This is a genomic window from Flavobacterium aquidurense (genome assembly GCF_002217195.1).
In the GTDB taxonomy this organism is placed as follows: Bacteria; Bacteroidota; Bacteroidia; order Flavobacteriales; family Flavobacteriaceae; genus Flavobacterium; species Flavobacterium frigidimaris.
On the sequence record NZ_MUGR01000034.1, the window covers coordinates 13157 to 30603 of the forward strand.

Here is a 17447-nt window from a genome sequence, read left to right on the forward strand (position 1 = left end):
AACATGATTTTGATGCAAATTTGTAATAATTTTATGAACTGACCTCCTCCTTTTTATTAATTTTGCAAAGAACACAACTTTATCAATTAAAAATCATACCTAATGAAATTTACAAAAATCGTTGCCACTTTCGCAATCGCTGGTTTAGTATTAGTAAGCTGCAAAAAAGAAGAAGACAAAAACCTGGCAAATATAAAATCTGAAACTACAGCCGTAAAAGAACACAAAGCAATTGCTGCCGAAAATGTACAAACTGCAAGCTTCGAAATCGAAGGAATGACTTGCGCGATGGGATGTGCCAAAACAATCGAAAAAGAATTAGCTAATCTTGACGGTGTAGAAAAAGCTACGGTTGATTTTGACAAAAAAACAGCTACTGTTGTTTTTGATAAAACGGTTCAGAACCAGGAAAACCTAACTAAAGTTGTTCAGGCAACGGGAGACGGAAAAACTTATAAAGTTTCGAATACTAAATCTTAAAAAACACATTCCGATACTTTGTAAAAATCCCAACAGCAATCGGAATTTTTATTAAAGCGAGGTTTAATTTTAAGACATAAAAAAAGGGCGTTTATAAATTAAACGCCCTTTTTTTTATGTCTTATTTTTTATTTCCACTTCAAAGTTTCCATTAGCCTTTGCATATCATTTTTGATATAACTTGCCGCCGGCATAATCGAATCAAAGTTAGGTTTGGCATAAAAATAAACAGATCCTGTTATAAAGTGTTTTGTACTGTCTGTGACATAAAACTGTGAGTTTGTCGCCGCGTTTCCGTCAACTTGATAAAACATACCATAAACCTTTTTTTGAGGGTTTAAATAAGGCTGTTCTAATATATCATCAGCTTTTATAACATGCTCATACGTTAATTTTTGAGCATCTTTAAGCAATTTATTAATATCACCATTTACGGGTTTATAAGTCAGATAAATTGTTGCTTTCATTTTAGGGTATGTAATTGCAAATCCGCAATTTTTTTCGCCTTTAATTACAGCAGCCTCGTTCATTTCGAAAGTAAACGGACAATTGTTTTCAAAACCAACATATTTTGCTTCCGGATAATCTAAACGCAGATATCCTGCCGGCTTAGGCACCACATCATCTTTACAACTTATAACAGTCAATGCCAGTAAAATTGTTGCTATTGAAATTGCTTTTTTAAACATTCTAATCTATTGTTACTTTTATTTGTTTTACACGCTTTTTATCTACTGTTTCTATTGTAAAAACACAGTTTTCGAAAGCTACTTTTTGATCTTTTTTAGGAAAATTGCCCAGAATTTCAAGAATGAATCCCGCCAATGTTTCGGCTTCTCCTTTATGTGATTCAAAAATATCTTCATTAACATCAACGATTCTGTAAAAATCTTTCATGTTTATTTTTCCTTCAAACAAAAAATTCTTTTCGTCTATTTGGGAGAAATTCAGATTTTCATCATCAAACTCATCACTAATATCCCCTACTATTTCTTCGATAACATCTTCTAAAGACACCAATCCTGAAGTTCCGCCATATTCATCGACCACAATCGCCAAATGGCTTTTAAGGCTCTGAAAATCCTTTAGCAAATTATCCAGTTTCTTATTCTCAGGAACAAAAAAAGCTTCTCTGACCAACGAAGTCCAGTCGAATTCTTCTTTATCGATATGCGGCAGTAAATCTTTAACAAACAAGACACCTTCGATCTGGTCGATATTATCTCGATAAACGGGAATCCTGGAGAATCCTTTCTCGATTATCTTAGGACAGATTGCACTAAAGGATTCCGACACTTCTAATGCAAAAATATCAATCCTCGGGCTCATTACCTGTTTGGTATCTGTGTTTCCAAAAGAAACGATTCCTTCAAGTATTTTTTGTTCTTCGCTCGATGTTCCTTCAGAATCTGTTAATTCTAACGCCTGAGAGAGCTGATTTATCGAAAAACTATTTTTTTGTTTCCCCAATTTATTATGCAAATACAGCGTTACACTGCGCATGGGTAAACTTATTGGTGAGAGCAATTTGTCTAAAACAGCAATTGGATATGCAATTTGTTTTGCGAATTTCGTATTATTTCTGCTTGCGTAGACTTTAGGCAGCACTTCTCCAAACAATAAAATAAAGAAAGTAACTACGATGATCTCAAGAATAAACTTTAACGCAGGAGAACTAACATTCGCGAAAATATTCTGCCCTACAAAAGAGAACAAAATAACAACTCCGATGTTAAAGAAATTATTGGCGACCAATAAAGTGGCTAAAAGCTTTTTGGGTTTATCTAAAAGATTAGAAATAATTTTTCCTTTGGTCTGATTTTCCTGTAAAGTATCGTCGATATCTTTTTGAGACAAAGAAAAAAGCGCTATTTCAGCACCTGATACAACTGCCGATAAAAACAGCAAAACAAATATTCCGACAAAACCAATTATTAAATTGATGTCTAAAGTGGTATTAAAAAACAAACTGGGCTCCGGGTCCAAATTAAAAAAGATTAGTTAAACAATCAAAAAGGCAGGTCGTTTATAGGCAAGCCTTCACTCGTCGCATCAAAGTTAGTATTTTTTACGGATTCTGAATCCTGATTGGGCTTATGATTTCCAGTTTCTTTTTTGGTAGTCAAGAAAGTAAACTCGGTAACCTGAATTTCTGTAGTATATTTTGTCGTCCCGTCTTCGGCTTGCCATTGTCGCGATTTTATTCGTCCCTCGACGTAAATTTTATCTCCTTTAGAAAGATATTTTTCGCAAATTTCAGCTGCTTTATTACGTACAACTAAATTATGCCACTCCGTAGAAGTTATTTTTTCGTTGGTCGTTTTATTAATATAAACCTCATTTGTAGCCAACTGAAAACGCCCGATGCAATTTCCGCCATCAAAATAATGCATTTTTACGTCATCTCCTAAATGACCAATTAGCATAACCTTATTTAATGTTCCGTTCATAATTTATTAGTGGTATTTATCCCAAAGATACATTTTTTTAGCAATTTATTTCTTGCTTTTCAATAAAATTATAAATTACAATCGGAAAAGGAAAAGCTTTTAAATCACTGGCATTCAATCCTTTTTCTATTATTTCTTCAACCTTGACTTTCCAAAACTGAATATGCAGGTGTTGGTGTGAAAGCTTATGAATAACAGTTGCTTCACTACACTCTTCTATACCTAATATAGTATAGGACGGGAAAACATCTTCTTTAACTGCTTTTGACACAACATCAAAACCAACAATTCCGGAAGTTTCGCAAAGAGGGAATTCATATAGATTATGCCAAATTCCTTTCGCTGTTCTTTTTTGAATTAAAGTATTACCTAAAACATCTTCGAGAATCAAATAATTAAAAAAACGATTGGTTACTTTCAATTTTTTTGACTTTACCGGCAATACCGAAACTTTCTTTTTCTGAAGCGCCAGGCAGCTGTCATTAAAAACACAAACGGGGCAGTCCGGACTTTTAGGAACACATTGCAAAGCACCAAACTCCATAATCGCCTGATTAAAAATCGCAGGATTGTCCTTTGGCATTAATTCCTGCGCCAGTACTGTAAATTCTTTTTTGGTCGCTGGCAGCGAAATATCTGATTCAATATCAAAATAGCGTGAAAGTACCCGAAACACATTTCCGTCGACAACGGGAACGGCTTCATTATAAGAAAAAGAAGCAATTGCAGCGGCGGTATATTCACCAACTCCTTTTAGCTTTAGTAATTCTTTATAGTCAGGAGGAAAAACTCCTTTGAGATCATTTGCGACATATTGAGCCGTTTTATGCAGATTTCTGGCTCGGGAATAGTACCCTAATCCCTGCCAAAGTTTCAAAACCTGCTCTTCTGAGGCATTTGCCAAATCAAATACAGTAGGAAATTCCTCCGTAAAAGCGAAAAAATAGGGCATTCCCTGCGCAACTCTTGTCTGTTGCAACATAATTTCTGATAGCCAAATATGGTACGGATTGGTGGTTTTTCGCCATGGCAAATCACGTTTGTTTTGTAAATACCATTTTATCAATATGTTAGAAAAATTCATTGCAAAATACTTAGAATACAAAAGTAAATGTTTATGTAATTAAAATTTAACGAATTAGCTTGATTAATTATTTTTTTAATTCCTATATTTGCAAACTCAAAAAAATAGTACACCATTTATAAAATAAAATAGGAAAGAAAATGACGAAAGCAGATATCGTAGCGAAAATTTCAGAGAAACTAGGTCTTGAAAAAGGAGATGTTCAAGCAACAGTAGAAACTTTTATGGAAGAAGTGAAAACTTCATTAGAAACTGGAGACAATGTTTACCTAAGAGGATTTGGTAGTTTTATCGTAAAAACCAGAGCTGAAAAAACAGGAAGAAACATTTCTAAAAACACCACGATCAAAATTCCAGCACACAACATTCCTGCGTTTAAACCTGCAAAAGTTTTTGTAGAAGGAGTAAAAACAAATAACGAAGCAAAATAATACTATTAATTAATCATAAAATCGACACGATATGCCAAGTGGTAAAAAAAGAAAGAGACATAAGGTAGCTACGCACAAAAGAAAAAAAAGAGCGAGAGCTAACCGTCACAAAAAGAAAAAGTAGTTTTAAACTACTTTTTTCTTTTTAAACGTTCATTGAAATTGAAAAAAGATGAAAGAAAAAAGAAAATAGAATATAGACCGAAAAGTCTATGTTCTTTACTCTATTCTCTATTAATCTTCTTTTCCCCGGGTTCAATACCTGTTAAAAAATATTGTTTAATCCATCCTTACAATTAGGCCTTAAGCTTTAAGCTATAAGCTTTAAGCAATTTACGTTGCCTATTGCCTATTGCCTACTGCCTATTGCTAGAAAGTTCGGATAAAAATTTACAGTGTGAATAAAGAATTAATCATTAGATCTAGTTCTGAAGCCGTAGATTTTGCCTTATTAAAAGATGGAAAACTAATTGAATTACACAAGGAAGAAGAGAAAAGCAACTTTCAGGTTGGTGATATTTTTATTGCCAAAATACGAAAACCCGTTGCCGGACTTAATGCTGCTTTTGTAAATGTGGGCTTCGAAAAAGATGCCTTTTTACATTATCACGATTTAGGACCTAACTTAGCTTCCCAACTGAAATTCATAAAACTTGTAAGCGCAGGTAAAATAAAAGATTTCTCCCTAAAAACCTTTCAGTTTGAAAAAGAGATTGACAAAGATGGCATCATTACTGATATTTTAAGTGCCAATCAATCTGTTTTAGTTCAAGTTGTAAAAGAACCTATATCTACCAAAGGTCCAAGAATAAGCGCTGAGCTTTCATTGGCAGGAAGATTTATTGTTCTCGTTCCGTTTTCTGACCGCGTTTCTATTTCTCAAAAAATAGAAGACAAAAAGGAAAAGGATCGTCTAAAAAAACTTGTACTATCTATCAAACCAAAAGGATTTGGTGTTATTGTTCGCACAGTAGCCGAAGGCAAAAACGTAGCCGAATTAGAAAAAGATTTGCAGAACCTGCTTGGCAGATGGACTGCAATGTGTAAAAAATTACCAACTGCTCATCATCCATCAAAAGTATTAGGAGAGCTCAACAGAGCTTCTTCGATATTAAGAGATGTATTCAATGATACCTTTAGCGGTATTCAGATAGATGACGAAGAGTTGTACCATCAAACGAAGGAATATCTGCAAGAAATTGCACCTTCAAAACAATCGATTGTTAAGTTTTATCAATCAAATGACACTCCAATTTTCGAGAAATACAATATAGAGAGACAAATCAAAACTTCATTTGGAAGAACGGTTTCTATGAGCAAAGGCGCTTATCTTATCATCGAACACACTGAAGCTCTTCACGTTATAGACGTAAATAGTGGAAATCGTTCGAATAAAGCGACCAATCAGGAAGATACCGCCATGGAAGTAAATATGATTGCTGCCGCTGAAATTGCCAGACAACTTCGTTTGCGTGATATGGGCGGAATAATCGTAGTAGATTTTATCGATATGTCTAATCCTGAAAACAGGAAGGTTCTGTTCGACTTCTTGCGAGAAGAAATGAGCGACGATAAAGCAAAGCATAAAATCTTACCGCCTAGTAAATTTGGTTTAGTTCAAATTACCAGACAACGCGTAAGACCAGAAGTTAATATTAAAACTAGAGAAGAAGATCCTAACAATGAACATGGCGAAATTGAAGCGCCAATTTTAATCATTGACAGAATTAAATCTGATTTAGACAGACTTTTAAAAACCCACAAAAATGTTGTGCTTAATGTACATCCGTTTGTGGCTGCATACCTCAGTCAAGGTTTTCCATCATTACGTTCAAAATGGTTTTTTGAACATAAGAAATGGGTGAAAATCATACCTCGTGACGCTTACACGTACTTAGAATACCATTTCTATGATAAAAAAGGAAATGTTATTTCAGAATAAAAAATATTAAACCGCCTCTCGAAAGACTGGCGGTTTTTTTATGCCTTTTTTTTAAATAATAATTATGCCTTAAAATGACATAATAAAATTTTTATCGCCCTATGCAATATCTCTTATACACGTACATTTACAAATTACTATTATTCATAAAGATATGCCCGGAACCTTAAATTATAAATCTACATTCAAAAAGAATATTATTTATTATTTCTTCACAACTCTCTTTTTATTCTCTTCAGCAGTAAGAGCTCAAAATGACACAATTTTTTTTGACAAGTATTGGAATAGAGAGCCAAACAAAGAATTTGCCGTTTATTATAGAATTTCTGAAAAAGAAATTAAAGCAGAAGATGCTTTAGGTTATTCTGTAAAGAAAAGCAGTTCCACTATTTCTTTTACTCTTTTTTCTATTAAAGATTATTATGCAAAAAACAATCAGTTACAGTTTCAAGGATATTTGACAGGGCAATATAATAGGAATGAATACTCCGCAATAGGTGAAGCAAAATGGTACAGCGAAGATGGTAAACTTATTAAATCTAAAAACATCTCTCCACGCGAATATCGTAAAGAACTAATAAAACCAGTTAAATTTCCATCTGACCGAAACTCTTTCACCAAAGAATCTGTAGACTTAAGTCCTGCTTTTTACATTTCATATTCAATTGCAGTAAAAAGTCAATATACAGCTGGTTTAGAGTTTTGTTTAGATTGTCAAAATGATAATAAACTGCTTCTTGGTTTAGGATATGGAATTATGCGTTATGATGACAAAACTTATGGCCTGCCAGACTTTCATTTGTCTTATAATCTCTCCGAGAAATGGATTTTTACAAAAATTGGAGCCTCACATAAAAACGCCTATGCAATTGCAGGACTTACGGTAGTAAACCTGATGGATCTGGGAATAGGTTATTCTGTTCCATTTAACGAAGAGAGCATTCCTGTTATCAAAGGCTTTACATTTGGACTCACTATTAGATTTACTAATAACGAAAATCTTCGTTTAAATTTCAAATATTAATTTATTCCTACTCTCGTACAATCTCAATTTTTCTCCTAATTTCATTCCCGGAAGCATCTACAACTGTGATATAATGTATCCCTGCTGTTGGGGTAATTGGCAATTCATGAAACGTTTTTGTCGTTGCTTTGTAAACATTATCCACATACCAAAACAGTTCTTTATCCCTTTCAGAATAGGCTACTTTAAGAATCACAGGCTGAACTTCGCTATTAAAATTTTTCGTTAAATAGATTTTGCTATTCGCTTTTGGGTAAATAAAATCCATAGTGGTAGTCTGCGTTCCCTCACAACCTTCCTTAAACGGAGGCAAAGGCAAATACTCAATATGCTGGCTTTTGTAGTACCAAGCCATAACGGGCGGCAAGACAAACCAATTTTTAGTTACTATATTATCGATGCTTTCGCAACTGCTATTGACCTGAAATTTTTCGGTTTTATCTAAATGAACTTTTTTATGATAAGGACAAACAGCCGTAGATTTTCCTTTTTTAGAAACCCATTGCTTGATTTTTGGACATTCTTCTTTAGCCAGATAACCGCTTAAACGGCAAACCTCAACTTCATCCAGATCTTTATAAGGGGTTTGAAACCATCTTTGTCTCGGCAATAAATTAAAAATATCAAATAAAACAGGCGCGGCACTTGTTACACCTGTCAGACTTGGTCTTCCCTCACCTGTTGCATTTCCGACCCAAATGCCCACTACATATTTCGAATTTGTTCCAATTGCCCATGCATCACGGTTTCCAAAACTGGTTCCGGTTTTCCAGGCAATTTTCAGGGAGCTGTCATAAAACTTCCAGGCTTCGTCTCCTTCAGGTCTGTTGACTTCTTCCATTGCGTTATACGTTAACCAAATCGATCCGGCGCCCAATATGTTCTTCTGATCTGTTTCTGATCCAAAATCAGGCTCAAAATCGTTCCTGTAATTGAGTTCCGTAAATTCTTTGGTTCTATATTTTGCCTGGTTTTTAGTGTAATAATTAACCGTTGAAGAAAGATTCGCATACGTTCGGCACAAATCCCATAAATTACTTTCGGCACCACCTAAAATAAGGGATAACCCGTAATGATCTGGCGTTTTATTGATATCTCTTAATTTGAATTTCTGTAATTCTTCATAAAATTTATTCACACCAAAATCCTGCAGCATCAAAACAGCCGGAATATTCAAAGATCTTGACAAAGCACGATGTGCAGGAACCGCTCCGTCAAAAGTTAAATTAAAATTCTGAGGTGTATAACCCGCAATTTGCGTTGGAATATCAGCTACCAAAGTATTAGGCAATAACTCGCCATCATCTAACATTGCAGCATATAAAAGTGGTTTCAGAATACTTCCGGTACTTCTTGGTGCATCGATAATATCAACATCTTTTTGATGGTCTTTATCCGTGGGGGCATTACCAACGTAACTCATCACATTTCGATTTGCAACATCAATTACTAAAATCGCCAGATTATTCACTTCATTTTGCCTGTATTGATTGTAGTAATATTTTGCAATTTGATTGACTCTATTCTGCAAAGCATAATCAATAGTCGTTTTTACTCGCGTTCCTTCTCCTTCTTTAGCCACTCGTTGTAACAAATGAGGTGCAATCTGTGGGAGATCATATGGTTTTTGAGGCAATGGCTCTTCAACAGCAAGTTCGTACGTTTGCTTATCGATTATTCCTTCCTGATGCAATTTCAGCAAAAGCCGGTTTCGTTTTTTCAACAACTTGATCTGATTTTTACCCGGATAAATTAAACTCGGAGCATTTGGCAAAACTGCTAAAGTCGCATTTTCCGCCCAGGACAATTGATTCGCTTGCACTCCAAAATAGCGCCATGCAGCCATTTCAAGTCCTACAACATTCCCTCCAAAAGGAGCATGAGCAGCGTATAATTCGAGAATTTCATTCTTAGAATACCCTAATTCTAATCGTGTTGCCAGAATAATTTCTATGAATTTTTCAAAATAAGTTCTTCCTTTTCCTTTTCTTGATAATCGGATAACTTGTTGCGTTAATGTACTTCCTCCTCTTACTACTTTTCCCGCTTTCCTGTTTTGTTTTATAGCATTTATCATCGCTACAGGATTAAACCCGGGATGTTTGTAAAAGTATTCGTCTTCAAAATAAACAATACATTTCTTGAATTTATCCGGAACGCTATCCTGTTCAGGAAAACGCCATTGTCCGTCTCTTGCTATTTTAGCTCCGAGCAATTCTCCTTCTTTACTTTCTATTACGGTTGAATAAGGCTCTTTAAATAAAGTTCGGGGTATCGAAAAATAGTAAATCAGCAAAAGCACAAATGCAATTGCTGATTTTATTTTATTCTTTTTAATCCAATTTGTAATGCGTTGTAGAAACGCTATTAATTTATTTTTCAATTTAATTTTATTGCTTTTCATATCCTAACAGGTTTCCAAAACCTGTTAGGTATATTTTAAATATCTTATTTTAATATATTACTTCTTTTTCTAATCTTAACGTCATACCTAATAGGTTTTGAAAACCTGTTAGGAGAGCGAATTCAATACTTAAATACTCTATTCATCACTTAAGCTTACATCATTAATTAATCCTTCATAAATAATTTTTCTTTCATCATGACAAAACTTAAAATTATCTAATCCCCCAAACAAATCAATGATAAAATCTCTATCAATACTTGTTGTTCTTACAGATAAATAAGAACGATATGATGAATGCAAATAAGTTTCCAAATGTTCACTAAATTTATGTTTAACAGGATTCAAGTGGACGTAAAGAATTAACTGCTTTAGATAATTTTCATTTTCTATTCTGTTTCTTTGTAAATGTTCCTGAAACAAACTTCCGGTTCTACTATAAGCTTTATTGATACTTTTAGAATAGGCATTAAATAAATTCGAAAATGTTAAATGGATTTTTTCTTTTAATTTATCAGGCAAATTATTTTTGTCTTTTATTCTTAAAACTATATGAAAATGATTTTTAAGCAAGCAATAAGCATAAATATCTGCTATTGGTAAAATATACTTCTTTACTTTTTCAAGAAAATAATTATAGTTTTTCTATTCAATAAAAATATTCTCTTTATTATTCCCTCTGTTATAAACATGATAATATTGTCCTGTTTCAAAAACATCCCTCTTCACCTTCTAATTTATTATTTCTAATCTTTTTATTATATCTTAACAAGCTTGTAAACCAGCTAGGTATCTACTTTACTCTTAACTTTAGTTTACTTTTTATTCTAAATATTTAATACAGATACCTAACAGGTTTTGAAAACCTGTTAGGATACTTAATTATAAGAAATCTTACTTCACCACCTCAACCCAGAATCCTTTTGTTCTGGCAAGGAATGTATTATCGTACATGGCCTCGCATTGTAATCCAGGCAAATAATAATTTCCTAAATAAGATGCATTCAACAGAATCCTAAAAACTTTTGTTTCTCCTGATTTCATTCCAAAATAGAAATTAGTTCTATCGTCCCTAATATCGATATAATCAGCGACATTGTTTGTGGCATCCCCATAATCAGTAAAACGAGTATTTACAATTTCAAATCCTGATGGCAGAATTTGTGTTAATGCCACATTTTGAATGCCTTCATTCCTTTGGTTTCTAACCGTTACTTCTGCAATAAATTCAGTTCCCTGATTAATTTTAGAAACGTTGATCACACCGCCTTTTCTGTTTTTGAAAACAATAGCAGCAGAAACATCGCTCTGAATCGCATTCTCTTGTCCAATTGGCAATATTCCCGTGTTTAATACACGAACATAGATGGTATTGTTTTTATTATTTTTCAGTGTAATACTATTAGAACCTGTCTGAACTGCCAAGCTTCTGTCAGCAATTGTTTTTTGCGTACTTATTGTTTCGCCTTTACCGTTTTTGCTAAACTGAATATTAATTCCTTTAGGACCGTTACTCGCAGCAAATTTCGACATTGCGTATAAACAGTAAGCCGTTGTTTGTGTACTCATCCATTGATTATTAGACATTTCTTTGGCTAATTTTGAAGCCATCGAGAATGCTTTTTGTTTCTGGTCTAAAAGTAACATCGTTTCTAAAGCCATTGCTCTGTTTCTCTCGCTTGAACCATAATAGTAATAATTATAATTACTCGATTCACCATCGATACTGGTGCGCAAGAATAGATTTTGCCCTGCCGATTTTTGCCCCGCTAATACATAAGCTGCAGCCAGACGAAGCTTACTTTCGTTCGAAATTCCTTTTGTTTCACGCAGCCTGTTCATTGATGATAAATCAGCATTACCGGCCAAAGCCAATGTATATAATCGGTAAGCCTGTGCCAGGTCATTGCCATATTTTGGTTCAAAACGCCATTGTTTCGCTTCTTTTTGTTGGTAAGAAGTCCATTTTGATTTGAAGTTTATTGGCAACACATAACCTTTTTTCTCTGCTTCTATCAGGAAATGTCCGGCATATGAGGTTCCCCAATCGTCTGCGATTGTATTTCCCTGCCAGTAAGGCAATCCCCCGTTTGATAACTGAAAACTTCCTAATCTGGTAATTCCCGCTGTAATATTCTTTTGAATTAGTGCTTTTCTTGTTGCATCCAGATCGACCACATCATTCAAAAACAATTGTGGAAAAACAGACGAGGTGGTTTGCTCTACACATCCATGCGGATATTGAATCAGAAATTGCAATCTTCCATTCAGATTAATGGTTGGCATTGATGAAACTTCTAATCTTGCTTTATTACTGCCTGACACTCCAAAGGTCTGCCATGCTATTGTTTTTGTACTGTTTGGGGGCAAAATAACATCTGTAAAAGTGCTTGTAACCGGATTTGGATTCGTCATATCAATCTCGACATCATACACTGATTTTTCGCTTCCTGAAGTGGCAATAACCTGAACTTTTGCAATTCCGGTTGCAGCTCCTACTACTAAATTAAAATATGCCATTTTTTCATCGGGCTGTGCAAAAGTCAATCTTTGCGTTGCACTTCCCATTACTTTTAATCCGGCACTTGTTTTGATCTGAATCGAAACGTTTTTAATTTTATTTTCCGTTGCAAAAACGGTAACAGGAATCGTTACTTTTTCTGATGGCGAAATCTTTCTTGGCAATGAAGCCAATACCATCAACGGACTGCGAACCGGAGTCGCTTTCTCGACACTTCCGTAAGCACTTGTATTGGCATCACCGGCAACCACCATAGTTCGAACGGAACCAATGTATTTTGGCAGTTTTAATTCATGCGACTTGGTTTGTCCTTTTTCTAATTTAAATGGCCCATAATATAATACAACAGGTTTAAATCGGTTGGCTTTTTTAGCTTTTCCTCCGCCAAGATCCTGATCTCCACCAATACTGAAAATCTGATTTATTTTTCCGCCGTAAGCTCCAATTACATCATCATAAATATCCCAGGTTTTTACGCCCAAAGCTTCACGAACATAAAAACTATCCCATGCATTTGGTGTTTTAAAACGGGTTAAATCCAGCAAACCTTCATCTACTACGGCAATAGTATAAGTCATCTCTTTGCCTGTTTTCTCTCCTACTTTTACTGTAAATTTCTGCTCTGGTTTTAATACATCCGGCATTGAAAGTGTTGGAGCCAAAATGGTATTTTTGTCAACAACTTCGATCGGAACAATACCATACATACGAATAGGCGAATCGTTTTTAGTCGAAGCATGTGGCTGTAAAAGTGTAATATTAAAATACACATTAGGTGCCATTGCTGAAGTTATCGGAATCTCTACTTTTGTCTCTCCTTGTTTCGTTTTTGCCCAAAGGGTCTGCACTACTCGTGATCCGTTTTCAATCGAAATCAAAGCACGTCCGCCTTCGCTTGAAGGAAAAGATATCTGAGCTTTTTCGCCTACTGCATAATTCTTTTTATCTGTTGAGAACACCAGCATATTTGCCGTTGAAGCATCTCTATTACGTGTTTTTCCTGACCAGATTGGCCAGTCAATATTTGCAGTCAAAGCTGTTGCGTGACCATTTGTCTCATCTGAAACACGAATCAAATAACGCCCCCATTCTTCATCGGTCAGCTCAAATCCAAAACTTCCTTTTCCACTGGAATCGGTATCAATTATAGTCGTTTTATAAGCTGTTGTGGAATTAGATGAGTTATAATTAGATAAATTATCACTTGAAGAATCCCACCACCATCTCCAGTCTACTTTATAAATTCTTACTTCAAGATTTCTAACGGCTTTTGGTCTTCCGTTTTCATCAACAGTAACTACCTCAAAACGATTGTTGGCTCTGGTTTCCAGCATTCCGTACTTATTAGGTTCCGGAGATTTAATACCCACATAGGTTTTGTAAGGAGAATAAGTCGTCGAAATAACATCTGTACTAAAGTCCCCTCCTTCTTCGTATACTTTTGTAATAAATGAAGCGCGTAGCATTCCCGGCGCCTGACCTTGCAACTTAGGTTCAATATTTACTGTTGCTTTTCCGTTTTCATTTAATTTTCCTGAGAAAACATTAATTTCTTCGGTACTAAATTTACGCACCAAATCATCAAAACTGAATTTCTCATATCCTTTAAACGTAGTTGTCTGCTGCGAAAATTTAGCCTGCATTTCTACATTCAGGTTTTTCGCAATTGCACCATGAAGCCACGTAACTTCAAGATTACTTGTGTTTGGATAAGAAGATGAAAGTGTTTTTCTTGAAAAATTATTCTTTATTTTTAATCGGTTCGGTTTAATTGTCTCAATTTTAATGCTTTTATAAAATTTAGCACCACCAACGCTGATCATCGCTTCCCAATTTCCTGTTGGCGCTTCTGTACTGGTCGGAACTACAAATGAATAATGGTTTAATTCATTTGTTTTCTGAATCGTCTGATAAGTTGTTTTACCGCTTGGATCGTTCAGTCTAAATTTAATTGGATGTGATTTTGGAAGTTTATTCGCAACATCATTCAAAATAAACGACAAATACACATTATCTCCCGGACGCCAAACCCCGCGCTCTCCATAAATAAATCCTTTTAATCCTTTTTGTAAAGTCTCGCCGGCAACATCAAAATTACTTACAGACAAAGAAAGTCCGTCATCCAGTTTGACATAAGTAGATTGATCTCCTAAAGTAACGATAGCAAAATAAGCGAATTTATCCAACTGAAATGAAGCAATTCCTTCGCTGCTTGTTGCCGCGGTAGCTATTTTTTGCTGCTGATAAGTGTACAAATCTACTCTTGCATTTGAGACAGGTTCAGTAGTCACAATATTATTGACAGCAAACAAGTACGATTTATTCTCTCCTCTCTTGGCTATAACACCTAAATCAGTTGCTAAAATATTGGTTCCGATTTTGGCATTATAATAATAAGAGTTTGTACACGGGTTTTCACTTTCTCTCCAATCATAACCTTCATAGTCATAATCGTAATCATCATAGGAGTTTCCGCTGTAGTTGACATCATTTTCATCTACTTCTTCTTCGTCTTCATTATTTTGATCTGCGTCAGCAGTATCGCATTTATATACAGAATATTTCTTTTTGTAAGCAAATTCTACCCTATAAATTGCTCCCGGTTCCGGCGTGATTATCTTAGATAAATCCAGGGCAAACGTATTCCATTTACTTGGGGTTATTAAGCCGCTTTCATTTAATTTAAGCGTTGTTTTAGCAATTGGCTGCGCTACTTTTTTAAGATTCTGACTTCCGTTTAATTCATTATACTGAAGAAACTGAAGAATATTATTTTTGTAAATCTTATATACTTTTACGTCTACGGCACTTAAATTTACAGCTTCAAAGTTCAATTTTAAATTATTTGAACTTGGCAGAATGGTTCCGTTTTTAATAAAACGAACACTTGGTTTTATTTGGCCAAAAGTAATTTTCTCGGTGTAATTCGAGTCCATTTTTTTACCGTACTGGCTTTCGATTCCCTCAAAAACTTCAAGAAGCAACTCTCCTGTTATAACCGGCTCTGGCGTTTCGTCAGGAACTACCTCGACTACTTCAGAAACAGTATCTACGGCAACAGCAGCTGAATCGACTACAACTGCGGCTGAATCGACAGTAACAGATGCCGTTTCTTGCACCACAACCGGAGCAGAAACTTCTTTTTTAGCTGCGGCTTGATTAGTAAAATAGACTTTCAGCACATTTCCCTGAGTCGAAAATTTCAGATTATTGGTATTCTGAATCGAAACTAATCCCTTAAAATCCTGTCCTTTTTCTAATGGTTCTGAAAAATTGATTAATACAGACTGATTGTTGCCTTCCGGGACATCAACTTGTACAATTTTAAATTCATTTTTACTTGTAATCGCATAATCTATTTGTCCTTTCTGGTCAATATCAGCATCACTTCCATCATATACAATCTCAAGATTCGTAGCCTCATCGTAACGCTGGATACTATCAATGATAAAGTGAAATTCTTTAGCAGAACCTGATTTTTTCTCAAATTTAATCTTAAGATTATTTCCTTTTTGATTGGCCGTAACTAGTTTTATAGCGGTCTCAACATCAATATTGTCTGCTGTCTTTAAAACGCAGTTTAAATATTGATATTCTTTACTATACGACTGAATGTCTTCGGTATTTATAGTAAAATCCTGTTTGATTGTTTTAACCGTGAAATTGAATTTCGAAAGTGCCGCCTCTTTCTCTTTTGGGAGTGTGATTAGTTTATCTAAGTTTAAGGTAACCTGATATTCTGTTCCCGGTTTTAATTTTTTCTCAGGGATAAAAGCAAGTGTATTACTCGAAAGCGCTATCACTTTTCCGTCGACACTTGGCGAAATATCCAGCAAATCGCTGTCTAAAACCTGATTGACTTTCCAGTCTTTTTTATCAAAGGCCAAAACTACGCGAATATCAGATTCCGAAGAGACAATTCCCCCCGTAAAGCTCACGATGTAGTCTTTGAACAGTGAAAAATCGGAATTAAAATCAGCAGCTGATTTCCTGCCGCAAGATTGAAAAATAAAAAACACACAAAACACGAGAATTAATCCTTTTGCTTTCAATTTTATTTAGAATTATAAGGTTACAAATTTTAAAACTGATACAACATTTTTAGCTTTTCACAGTTAAATTCATAACTAATGATATACCAATTATATTGCGGTAAATATAAAGTATTTTTATAAATAATTTAAGAGGAAAATTCAGTAAATACTGTTATTTAAAATTGATTTTGATTCTTTAAATACTATCATTTAAAATTTCAATAGATAAATTATTATTCCAATTGCAGTGATAAAAACAAAAAAAGACCTTAGTCCAGTTCATATGTTAACCGAACTGTAATTCTTGCCGTTTTATTTTTACTGTATGTATCATTAGTTCCGCCATAACTATCTTCCTCTGTTGAACCCTGACCTGTAATCTGAAAAACACCCATATTTGCATTTTTCAATTTTCCCAAACTACCATCGGCTGTTTTGACAATTTTAGATGCTCTCTCATTAGCGTCTTTAGTAGCTTTTTCTATTAGACTTTGTTTTAAACTTGGAAGACCTGAATAGGTGTACTGAATTGTATTTGATACTAAATTAATTCCCGAATTAACCAGTTCTGATGATTTACTGGACACTTCTTCAATACGTTTCATAAAATCAGGATTTTTTTTAGCCGAAAACGAAATCATCTGTGTTGCCTGATATCCAACAAAAACCTTCTCATATTTTGTCTGAAAACTTTCATTGCTTTCGCTTCTGATTTCTTTAAAATTCTTTTCAAAATCTACAGCACTAAAAGTAAATTCATTTGGTTTAAAGCCTTTTTGAATAAAAAAATCTTTTACTATTTTCTGATCTGATACAATTTTATTATAAGCTTCCTTAATATCAGTACTATTAGTTGTAAAACTCCCCGACCAAAGAATTTCATCAGAAACAAAATCCTTAGTCCCTAATCCAACAACAGAAATGGAATCGAGGTTTGAGTTTCTGTTTTGAAATCCTTTACCCAAAATCCAAGCAGTAATAATTATTGCTATACCAATAACTATTGAAGATTTAATTTTTTCCATAAAAAACAATTAAAAAATTTGTAGTATTAATTAATTGCAAATATATACATTT

At 34.4% G+C, this 17447-nt stretch carries 12 protein-coding genes; 4 read left to right on the forward strand and 8 right to left on the reverse strand.

Features of this window, described 5'->3' with window-relative positions:
- Positions 1–102 precede the first annotated feature (102 nt).
- Positions 103–480, forward strand: coding sequence for a heavy-metal-associated domain-containing protein (locus B0A67_RS16675; RefSeq protein WP_072954601.1), 378 nt, complete (start codon positions 103–105; stop codon positions 478–480).
- Positions 481–608: 128 nt separating this feature from the next.
- On the opposite strand, the gene gldD is transcribed toward B0A67_RS16675, so the two are convergent.
- Genes gldD through mutY form a run of 4 tightly spaced genes read right to left on the reverse strand, consistent with a single transcriptional unit; the run spans position 609 to position 4014 of the window.
- Complete coding sequence (gene gldD / locus B0A67_RS16680) at positions 609–1169, reverse strand: gliding motility lipoprotein GldD (protein ID WP_072954605.1); 561 nt, start codon at positions 1167–1169, stop codon at positions 609–611.
- A 1-nt stretch (position 1170) separates the two neighbouring features.
- Positions 1171–2466: a gliding motility-associated protein GldE gene (locus B0A67_RS16685; protein ID WP_072954608.1), complete on the reverse strand. Its 1296-nt coding sequence runs from the start codon at positions 2464–2466 to the stop codon at positions 1171–1173.
- 23 nt (positions 2467–2489) lie between these two features.
- Positions 2490–2930 (reverse strand): single-stranded DNA-binding protein, encoded by a 441-nt coding sequence (locus B0A67_RS16690; RefSeq protein WP_072954611.1) that lies wholly within the window; start codon positions 2928–2930, stop codon positions 2490–2492.
- A 37-nt stretch (positions 2931–2967) separates the two neighbouring features.
- Positions 2968–4014: an A/G-specific adenine glycosylase gene (gene mutY, locus B0A67_RS16695; protein ID WP_072954614.1), complete on the reverse strand. Its 1047-nt coding sequence runs from the start codon at positions 4012–4014 to the stop codon at positions 2968–2970.
- Positions 4015–4154: 140 nt separating this feature from the next.
- Between mutY and B0A67_RS16700 the strand changes: the two genes are divergently transcribed.
- The 3 genes from B0A67_RS16700 (at position 4155) to B0A67_RS16710 (ending at position 7411) form a co-directional block, all read left to right on the forward strand.
- Complete coding sequence (locus B0A67_RS16700) at positions 4155–4445, forward strand: HU family DNA-binding protein (RefSeq protein WP_007805026.1); 291 nt, start codon at positions 4155–4157, stop codon at positions 4443–4445.
- Positions 4446–4842: 397 nt separating this feature from the next.
- A complete protein-coding gene (locus B0A67_RS16705; RefSeq protein ID WP_072954618.1) occupies positions 4843–6387 on the forward strand; it encodes an Rne/Rng family ribonuclease in 1545 nt (514 codons plus the stop codon).
- 154 nt (positions 6388–6541) lie between these two features.
- Positions 6542–7411: a hypothetical protein gene (locus B0A67_RS16710; RefSeq protein ID WP_072954621.1), complete on the forward strand. Its 870-nt coding sequence runs from the start codon at positions 6542–6544 to the stop codon at positions 7409–7411.
- A 7-nt stretch (positions 7412–7418) separates the two neighbouring features.
- On the opposite strand, the gene pbpC is transcribed toward B0A67_RS16710, so the two are convergent.
- From pbpC to B0A67_RS16730, 4 genes are all read right to left on the reverse strand, one after another.
- Entirely contained in the window at positions 7419–9815 is a 2397-nt protein-coding gene (gene pbpC / locus B0A67_RS16715) for a penicillin-binding protein 1C (RefSeq protein ID WP_394364358.1), read from the reverse strand.
- A gap of 138 nt (positions 9816–9953) precedes the next feature.
- Positions 9954–10337 carry a hypothetical protein gene (locus B0A67_RS25230; RefSeq protein WP_242670979.1) on the reverse strand — a complete coding sequence of 128 codons (384 nt, stop codon included), beginning with the start codon at positions 10335–10337 and terminating at the stop codon, positions 9954–9956.
- Between the two features lie 372 nt (positions 10338–10709).
- Positions 10710–16388 (reverse strand): alpha-2-macroglobulin family protein, encoded by a 5679-nt coding sequence (locus B0A67_RS16725; protein ID WP_072954625.1) that lies wholly within the window; start codon positions 16386–16388, stop codon positions 10710–10712.
- A gap of 251 nt (positions 16389–16639) precedes the next feature.
- Positions 16640–17395 carry an SIMPL domain-containing protein gene (locus tag B0A67_RS16730; protein WP_084074455.1) on the reverse strand — a complete coding sequence of 252 codons (756 nt, stop codon included), beginning with the start codon at positions 17393–17395 and terminating at the stop codon, positions 16640–16642.
- Positions 17396–17447: the final 52 nt, after the last annotated feature.